8 protein-coding genes and 1 pseudogene are annotated in these 7,720 nt (G+C 43.7%); 6 read left to right on the top strand and 3 right to left on the bottom strand.

Going from position 1 to position 7,720, the window contains the following annotated elements; genetic code table 11:
* Positions 1–70: 70 nt before the first annotated feature.
* Together VB775_RS26640 and VB775_RS24060 are read right to left on the bottom strand one after the other, a co-directional pair.
* Positions 71–379, bottom strand: a complete 309-nt coding sequence (locus VB775_RS26640) for a YdeI/OmpD-associated family protein (RefSeq protein ID WP_407072951.1) — start codon at positions 377–379, stop codon at positions 71–73.
* A gap of 23 nt (positions 380–402) precedes the next feature.
* Positions 403–528 (bottom strand): hypothetical protein, encoded by a 126-nt coding sequence (locus VB775_RS24060; RefSeq protein WP_281009297.1) that lies wholly within the window; start codon positions 526–528, stop codon positions 403–405.
* 124 nt (positions 529–652) lie between these two features.
* On the opposite strand from VB775_RS24060, the gene VB775_RS24065 reads away from it, so the two are divergent.
* The 4 genes from VB775_RS24065 to VB775_RS24080 all read left to right on the top strand — a co-directional run bounded on the left by VB775_RS24065 (position 653) and on the right by VB775_RS24080 (position 4,308).
* Positions 653–1,336, top strand: a complete 684-nt coding sequence (locus VB775_RS24065) for a cysteine hydrolase family protein (protein ID WP_281009298.1) — start codon at positions 653–655, stop codon at positions 1,334–1,336.
* Positions 1,337–1,383: 47 nt separating this feature from the next.
* The gene (locus tag VB775_RS24070; protein ID WP_323216989.1) at positions 1,384–3,009 is read left to right on the top strand and encodes an ABC transporter ATP-binding protein; all 1,626 of its coding nucleotides are present in this window, start codon (positions 1,384–1,386) and stop codon (positions 3,007–3,009) included.
* Between the two features lie 2 nt (positions 3,010–3,011).
* Positions 3,012–3,365 carry a cupin domain-containing protein gene (locus VB775_RS24075; protein ID WP_281009300.1) on the top strand — a complete coding sequence of 118 codons (354 nt, stop codon included), beginning with the start codon at positions 3,012–3,014 and terminating at the stop codon, positions 3,363–3,365.
* Positions 3,366–3,615: 250 nt separating this feature from the next.
* A complete protein-coding gene (locus VB775_RS24080; RefSeq protein ID WP_281009301.1) occupies positions 3,616–4,308 on the top strand; it encodes a cysteine hydrolase family protein in 693 nt (230 codons plus the stop codon).
* Between the two features lie 191 nt (positions 4,309–4,499).
* Here the strand turns inward: VB775_RS24080 and cobD are convergent, their stop codons facing one another.
* Entirely contained in the window at positions 4,500–5,594 is a 1,095-nt protein-coding gene (cobD, locus tag VB775_RS24085) for a threonine-phosphate decarboxylase CobD (RefSeq protein ID WP_281009302.1), read from the bottom strand.
* Between the two features lie 209 nt (positions 5,595–5,803).
* Between cobD and hisD the strand changes: the two genes are divergently transcribed.
* Together hisD and VB775_RS24095 are read left to right on the top strand one after the other, a co-directional pair.
* Positions 5,804–7,102 carry a histidinol dehydrogenase gene (hisD, locus tag VB775_RS24090; RefSeq protein WP_281009303.1) on the top strand — a complete coding sequence of 433 codons (1,299 nt, stop codon included), beginning with the start codon at positions 5,804–5,806 and terminating at the stop codon, positions 7,100–7,102.
* A 5-nt stretch (positions 7,103–7,107) separates the two neighbouring features.
* Positions 7,108–7,599: pseudogene (locus VB775_RS24095) on the top strand (Uma2 family endonuclease); the annotation flags it as partial.
* Positions 7,600–7,720: the final 121 nt, after the last annotated feature.

A 7,720-nucleotide genomic window follows, 5' to 3' on the forward strand; every position in this document is an offset into this window, starting at 1 on the left:
TATTGATTTTATTCTAAATACAGGACAAAAGTTTAAGGGCGTTAAAAAGTCTTGAGAATTGAGTTGAAGGTCAGATAGGTTTTCTTTGATTTTCTGCGGAAAATACAATTTCTCTAATGCGTTTTTGCCTCGTCTCTTCCCTTTTCGCTAAAGTTATCCATTGCAAAAGATTGCACTTGTCAGTTCGACTTAAATTCAAAAAAAATTCCTTTGCCGCTAGATTGGAAGATAATGCTGTCATCAAGTCATCGGGAATGATTAAGAACCTATTTAAGAATTGCTTTAGATCCCCCCCAGCCCCCCTTAAAAAGGGGGGAGAATTAAATTTTTTCCCCTTTTTAAGGGGGATAGAGGGGGATCTCTTTGGGCTTTTAGCCATAGAAAGTAATTCTTAAATGGTTTCTAAGTTATGGAAGGTTTGCCACTACCTTTTTTGTAATAGATTACCCAAACAGAACTTTCAATATCATGATTTTTATCTAACCACTCTCGCCACTGTTGTCGATTTTCGGGATAAAAAGTGTTCATTTTTGTTTGGCAGATGAAAGCTGCGATCGCTATAAGTTTCTGAGTAACAGTCTGGGCTAACCAGATCCTCAACAATTAATATAAATCTACAATGCAATTTGTATTAATCTTAAAAAAATCGCTTATGCATATTAACTCTACGCCCTATCCTTACCCCTACAACGGCGACCTCAGACCAGAGAATACGGCTCTGATCATCATCGATATGCAGACAGACTTTTGCGGTGTCGGCGGCTATGTGGACAAAATGGGCTATGACCTCTCACTCACCCGCGCCCCCATCGAGCCAATCAAAAAAGTCCTGACCCTGTTTCGTGAAAAAGGTTTTTTGATCATCCATACTCGCGAAGGGCATCGCCCCGACTTATCAGATTTACCTGAAAACAAGCGCTGGCGATCGCAAAGAATTGGCGCAGGAATTGGTGATGAAGGTCCCTGCGGCAAAATCTTAGTACGCGGTGAAAAGGGTTGGGACATCATTCCAGAGCTTTACCCGATCGCAGGTGAACCGATTATCGACAAACCGGGGAAAGGCTCATTTTATGCCACCGATCTCGATCTGATTTTGAATCGTAATGGTATTAAAAATATTATTTTGTCAGGGATCACCACCGATGTTTGCGTGCATACGACCATGCGTGATGCCAACGATCGCGGCTATGAATGCCTGATGTTGTCAGATTGCACAGGTGCTACGGACTATGGCAACCACCTTGCAGCGCTAAAAATGATCGAAATGCAAGGCGGCGTATTTGGTGCAGTCAGTGATTCTGAAACATTGACTACAGCGATCGCCAAAAATTTCTAGTTAAATCATAAAAATGCATAAAAGTATACGTCGCTATGGAAAAACCGATGCCTGACGATCTTGAAAGCGATCTTGCTGCTAATCTGGTCGAAGAAGAATCTATGAAAGAGTCGATACCATCCTTGACTATTCCATCTAGTGTCTCTGCTGATGCTTTGCGATCGCACCTACCGCCCGAACTAGAACTAGTAAATATCTCTAAGAGATTTGGTTCTTTCGTGGCAGTTGACAACGTGTCACTTAAGCTTGCCCCCGGAACTTTTCACGCCTTACTTGGTGAAAATGGCGCAGGCAAAAGTACTTTGGTCAAGTGCATTATGGGCTTCCATAGTGCGAGTCATGGCGATATTTTAATTAACAAACAGTCCCGCGATATCCATAGTCCTCGTGATGCCTATAACTATGGTATTGGCATGGTTTATCAGCATTTTACTGTTGTGCCTGCAATGACAGTTGCAGAAAACCTTTTGCTGGTGCGACCTGACACACCAACGATTATCAATTGGAAAGATGAATTAGAAAAGCTGGAAGCATTTATGGCTTCGGCTCCTTTCAAAATTGATCTCAATACCCCCATCTCACAACTGGCGGCTGGACAAAAGCAAAAGTTAGAAATTCTCAAACAGCTTTATCTTAAAAGTCGCATTCTCATTCTTGATGAACCCACATCGGTGTTAACGCCCCAAGAAGCTGATGAAGTATTAGGGCTATTGCGGGAAGAAGTGACCGCAGGTAGATTGAGCGTACTGATGATCAGTCACAAGTTTCGCGAGATTACAGCCTTTGCCGATAATGTCACAGTGCTACGTAAAGGCAAATTCGCAGGAACAGGTTCTACAAAGGAACTATCAGTCTCTGATATGGCTGCGATGATGTTAGGTGAAGCGAAAGAAGCTCGTCAAGTTGTCAAAACAGAAGTTGCTACAGATAATCTGGTGCTCGATGCGCGTAATCTCCATGCCGATCGCGACAATGGTTTAGAAGCTGTCTCTGGTGTCAATTTAAAAATCAAGAGTGGCGAAATTGTTGGTGTCGCTGGTGTCTCAGGCAACGGTCAGAAGGAGTTAGTAGAAGTTCTATCTGGTCAGCGCATCCTCACATCTGGTGAGATTTTTGTTAATGGCGATCGCTATACGGCTACCCGCAAGGAAATGTATAGCCATCAAGTGTTTTCACTACCTGAAGAACCTCTGCGAAACGCCTGTGTGCCACATATGAGCGTCGCCGAAAATTTGGCTTTACGCACCTTTGATCGTCCTCCGCAAGCTAAAGGAGTTTTGCTACTGTTCAAAGCAATTCGCGAAACTGCTAAGAATTTGATCAAGGTCTTCTCCATTAAAACGCCATCGCCTGAAACGCCTGTGGGTAACCTCTCAGGTGGTAATGTGCAGCGTACCGTTCTTGCTAGAGAGCTATCTGCTGAGCAGATCAAATTATTGATTGTGGCAAATCCTGTCTTCGGCTTGGACTTTGCGGCGGTTGAATATATTCACAATCAAATTGTCGAAGCGCGAAATCGTGGTGTTGCTGTCCTCCTAGTCAGTGAAGATCTCGATGAGATTTTGACACTAAGCGATCGCATTTTGGTGATGAGTGATGGTCAATTCGTTTATGAAAGCACCAGTGCTGAAGCTAATCTCGCTGAGATTGGACAGAAAATGGCAGGACATTAACGATGATCATTAATCAACAAGTTCGGGTCTTTCCCGAATTGCTTACTCGTCCTAGCTATGATGATCTATTGTGGGAGCCATTTCGCCAAGGAGTCGAAATCTATCCTCTATATAAGAGTGATACGGGAGCAAGTGCGGCTCTACTGCGCTATGAAGCTGGAGCCAAGGTTCCCCATCATTCCCATTCTGGTTACGAACATATATTTGTATTGTCGGGTTCGCAAGCCGATGCCAATGGCAAATATACCAAGGGTTCCGTAATCATCAATCCTCCTGATACTAGCCATCAAGTCTCTAGTGAAGAAGGATGTGTAGTTCTCATTGTCTGGGAAAAGCCTGTAATTATTCACGAGTAATTTATACCAACTCACTGATATTACGTGGAAGATTCCAAGCCCCTCACCCCTAGCTCCTCTCCCAAAAGGGGAGAGGGGAACAAGAAATTAGTCTTACTCCCCCTCTCCCAAAAGGGGAGAGGGGGCTGGGGGGTGAGGGTTCCACGTAACATCGGTAATTCACAAAACAACTTATTTGTGTTTTTGTATTTATCCATTAGTACAGGCAACGCGCTGCAAGCCCTGTACTCAAATTATTGAGGAGAAACCTATGCCTGCGATCGCTGCTCAGCCCTATGAATACGAGCTACCAACTGATAGCAAGGTTGCTCTTGTGATTATCGATATGCAACGAGATTTTTTAGAACATGGTGGATTTGGTGAAGCGCTTGGGAATGATGTTACCCAACTGCAAAGCATTGTGCCAACTGTCAAACAACTTTTAGAAACATTCCGATCGCTAAATTTTCCAGTCATTCACACAATTGAGGCGCACTCACCTGATCTATCCGATTGTCCTCCCTCTAAGCTCAATCGTGGTCAAGGCGATCATCTCAAAATTGGTGATCAAGGCTCAATGGGCAGAATCTTAATTGCTGGTGAAGATGGGAATAACCCTATCCCTGAACTTACACCTTTAGAGAATGAAATTGTAATCATTAAGCCTGGAAAAGGTGCTTTTTGTCGGACAAATTTAGAAGAGATTTTACAAAAGGAAAATATTACCCATCTTCTATTTACAGGTGTAACTACGGAAGTTTGCGTACAGACAACCATGCGCGAAGCCAACGATCGCGGTTATGAATGCCTACTGATCGAGGACGGAACTGCTAGTTATTTTCCTGAATTTAAGCAATCAACCATTGAAATGCTTCGCGCTCAAGGTGGCATTATTGGCTGGACGGCTAGCTCTGAAGCGGTAATTTCTGCCTTAGCACCTAAAGCAATGGCTGCGTTAGTATAAACATCTTCTAAGTACTAGGCATACAGCAATTGTCGCTCAAACCCAAACCCAGAAAAAAAGCGTTGCTTCGCAACGCTTTTTTTCTGGGTTTGGGTTTGAGCGCAGAGCACAGTAAAATCCTTGCTGTGTTTGGTTTTTAATTCACAAAAGTGTGGCAACACTTTCGTGAATTGGTATAATCTTGTAAAGTCCTACATCAATTCTGATAAAGCTTTTATCAATCGCTGATTTTCGCGTTCTAGACGTACAGCCACTCGGAAATAGCGATCGCCTAATTCAGGGAAACTCAGACAATCACGAATGAGAATCTTATCTTTTTCTAGTAATTCCTTTTGTAAAAGAGAACCTGCAATTTCTGTTTGAACTAATAGATAATTTGCAGCATTTGGTAAGGGATTTAAACCTGATATTTGTGACAAACCTGTAAATAGTTGCGATTTAGCACCTTTTAACCAATCCCATGTTTGTTGCTGAAATTCCACATCTTCTAATACGGCAATACCTGCTGCTACGGCTAGACTATTGACACACCAAGGATCGCGCCATGCTTGCCAACGTTGCAAGCGGTCGGGATGGGCGATCGCGTAGCCAAGTCTCAATGCTGGCAAACTGTAGAACTTAGTCAGCGATCGCAAAATCACTAAATTAGGATGAGAGGGAACTAAATCGATTAGACTTTGTTGCTGCTCTAGTGTGAGAAAATCCATAAAAGCCTCATCAATCACCACCAAAGCAAACCTCTCTAGATAAGGCAGAATACTTTCTCTCGTAAATAAGTAGCCTGTCGGATTATGGGGATTATTGATTAAGATTCCTTTAGCATGAGAATCAGTGATTTCTGGCAGTTCCGCATTAAAATTTACTTCTTGATTTCCAAATAGAAATGGATATCTTTCCACTTCACAATCAAAGGTTTTTAGAGCGCGAAAGTAATCTGTAAAAGCAGGTGTAAACAGAACAGTTGAGGATAACTGTGAAAGATCACGTCCTACCCAAGTTAATAGCTCAGCCACACCGTTACCAGCTAAAATCCACTCTGATGACAGTTGATGAAACTTGCCTAAAGCTTCTCTGAGCAATGTATATTCAGGGTCAGGATAATGACTCAAATCAGTTAAATGGGACTGAATCGCGGCGATCGCTGATTTAGGTACACCAAGAGGATTAATACTCGCCGAAAAATCTAAGATTTGCTCTGGTGATATACCAGCCATACTCGCCGCCCATTGACGATTTCCCCCATGAATTGGGCGTAGTATTGGGCGTAAGTAATCAGACGATTGCATAGTTTTTTGTTTAGATTTTAGTTCAGGTACATTACTTACTTTAAATGCTTGCTATTGCAAGATTTTCATTTATAGCTGTCGCCGAACCAGAAAGTGAGTAGCGGCGCGAAGCGCCGCTACTCACTTTCTGGTTTTTCAATGTTCGGTCACACAACTTATGGGAATACAGGTTAAGCTAGGATTAATCATCGCTTCTTACGTCACAATCTATGCTACGAATTGTCACCCAGAGAACTGAAGCAGAATCCGAAATCAAGCGGATTTGCGATCGCATCTATGATGATCAGATGATCCACAAGGAAGCCACTGTCACCGAGATCATTCAAACTGTCAAACGCAAAGGTGATACAGCCCTCTTGCACTATACCTCTGAGTTTGATGGTCAGGACTTTACATCGGCGGAACTGCGCGTCAGTGGATCGGAACTTGATGCTGCTTATCAGCAAGTCAAAGGTGGGCTGCTCAAAGCGATCGAATTAGCGCATCAGCGTATCGAAGAATTTCATAAAATGCGTGTGCCGAAAAGCTGGGTACATTTTGGCGATAAAGATGTCGTGTTGGGCAAACGCTACACGCCTGTTGACTCGGCTGGTATTTATATCCCTGGGGGGAAAGCCGCCTATCCAAGTACTGTTTTGATGAATGCTGTCCCCGCAAGAGTCGCAGGGGTAAAGAAGATTGTGATGGTTACGCCTCCTGGGCAAGAACGCACGATCAATCCTGCAATTTTAGTAGCTGCTCAAGTAGCAGGTGTAGAAGAAATTTATCGTGTGGGTGGAGCGCAGGCGATCGCTGCCTTAGCCTATGGAACAGAAACTATTCCCAAGGTTGATGTAATCACAGGGCCAGGCAACATCTATGTCACCCTTGCGAAGAAACAAGTGTTTGGGCGAGTTGGTATTGACTCGATCGCGGGACCATCAGAAGTTTTAATCATTGCCGATGCGAGTGCAAATCCCACCTATGTTGCTGCTGATATGCTTGCCCAAGCCGAGCATGACCAGATGGCCGCATCGATCCTGCTCACCAATGATTCGCGCCTTGCTAATCGTGTCTGTGAAGAAGTCAATCGGATGCTGGAAACTCATCCACGCCGCTTAATGACCGAGAAAGCGATCGCCCATTATGGCTTAATCGTCGTTGTCGATACTCTGAAAACTGCCGCCGAACTCTCAAATCAATTTGCACCCGAACATCTAGAACTTGAAGTCGAAGAACCTTGGCAGTTAGTCGATCAAATCCGTCATGCGGGGGCTATTTTTATCGGACATTCTACGCCTGAAGCCGTTGGGGATTATTTAGCGGGACCAAATCATACTTTACCTACCTGTGGCGGAGCGCGTTATTCCTCGGCGCTAGGTGTCGAAACTTTCCTCAAACATTCCAGTTTGATTCAGTACAGCCCCGAAGCCCTAAAAGAAGTGTCAGGAGCGATCGCTTTATTAACCGAAGCCGAAGGCTTACCCTCACACGGTGATTCAGTAAGATTACGCCTACAAGATCTGTAATCGCTATGGTTATAGCCAATTCCCTGCCAACATTAACAATTCTGGAAAACGGCGATCGCCTGAATCGCTTTGAATTTGAGCGGCGTTATACAGCCTCAAATATCAAAAAAGCGGAACTCATCGAAGGACTTGTATACGCGGCATCTCCCTTGCGTTTTACACCCCATGCCGAACCTCACGGTCGCATCATTGGATGGCTAATTGCATATCAAGCTATGGCAAGTGGTTTAAAAGTTGGCATTGAGCCAACAGTCCGACTGGATGCTGATAACGAACCGCAACCAGATGCAGTCTTATTTCGGCTAGGTGGTAATGCTCAAGTTGATGAGGATGGCTATATTACAGGCTCACCTGAATTAATTGTCGAAATTGCCGCGAGTACTGTTTCCTATGATTTGCACGCTAAAAAACGCGCCTATGAACGTAATGGGGTAAAGGAATACATTGTTTGGCGGACATTGGATCAACAAATTGATTGGTTTGTTTTAGAGAAGGGTGCGACCTTGACATAATACGAAGATTGTAGAACAATGAAAGAATAACGAAGGAGATCAAGAAAGAAAATGTCGGCAAAGTTAATAAGTGTAGAAGGCACAAAAGTAAAAATCGAACTTACAA

The sequence above is a fragment of the Pseudanabaena sp. CCNP1317 genome, from assembly GCF_034931345.1.
Classification (GTDB): domain Bacteria; phylum Cyanobacteriota; class Cyanobacteriia; order Pseudanabaenales; family Pseudanabaenaceae; genus Pseudanabaena; species Pseudanabaena galeata.

Excerpts from the sequence above, each read along its gene's own strand:
- VB775_RS24075 (WP_281009300.1), top strand. The coding sequence starts at position 3,012 with ATGATCATTAATCAACAAGTTCGGGTCTTTCCCGAATTGCTTACTCGT.
- hisD (WP_281009303.1), top strand. The coding sequence starts at position 5,804 with ATGCTACGAATTGTCACCCAGAGAACTGAAGCAGAATCCGAAATCAAG.
- VB775_RS24060 (WP_281009297.1), bottom strand. The coding sequence starts at position 528 with ATGAACACTTTTTATCCCGAAAATCGACAACAGTGGCGAGAGTGGTTA.
- VB775_RS26640 (WP_407072951.1), bottom strand. The coding sequence starts at position 379 with ATGGCTAAAAGCCCAAAGAGATCCCCCTCTATCCCCCTTAAAAAGGGG.
- VB775_RS24065 (WP_281009298.1), top strand. The coding sequence starts at position 653 with ATGCATATTAACTCTACGCCCTATCCTTACCCCTACAACGGCGACCTC.
- VB775_RS24080 (WP_281009301.1), top strand. The coding sequence starts at position 3,616 with ATGCCTGCGATCGCTGCTCAGCCCTATGAATACGAGCTACCAACTGAT.
- VB775_RS24070 (WP_323216989.1), top strand. The coding sequence starts at position 1,384 with ATGCCTGACGATCTTGAAAGCGATCTTGCTGCTAATCTGGTCGAAGAA.
- cobD (WP_281009302.1), bottom strand. The coding sequence starts at position 5,594 with ATGCAATCGTCTGATTACTTACGCCCAATACTACGCCCAATTCATGGG.